Source organism: Streptomyces sp. 8P21H-1 (assembly GCF_013302945.1).
Window position 1 is genome coordinate 2,439 of record NZ_JABTYA010000215.1, and the last position, 345, is coordinate 2,783.

Genomic DNA, 345 nt, shown 5'->3' on the forward strand with positions numbered 1-345 from the left:
CCTGGACGAGGATCACATCGCCTCGTCGCGTGATCTGGGCTTCGAGGAGAAGTTCCGGGCGGTCACCGGCGGCCGCGGTATGGATGTGGTGCTGAACGCTCTCGCGGGTGAGTTCGTGGACGCGTCGCTGCGGATCACGGCTGCCGGTGGGCGGTTCCTGGAGATGGGCAAGACCGACATCCGCGACCCGCGCTCCCTCGGGGACGTGCGCTACCGCGCCTTCGACCTCGGCGAGGCCGGACCCGAGCGGAACAAGGCCCTCCTCGGCGAGCTGCTGGACCTCTTCGCCGGGGGCGCGCTGCGGCCGCTGCCGGTGCGGGTGTGGGACGTGCGGCGGGCGCGTGA

Annotated in this window: 1 protein-coding gene; it reads left to right on the top strand. The window is 71.9% G+C overall.

The window, feature by feature from the left end; translation table 11 throughout:
* The coding region (locus tag HO151_RS07335) for a zinc-binding dehydrogenase (RefSeq protein WP_254594690.1) at positions 1 to 345 on the top strand (345 nt) is incomplete at both ends.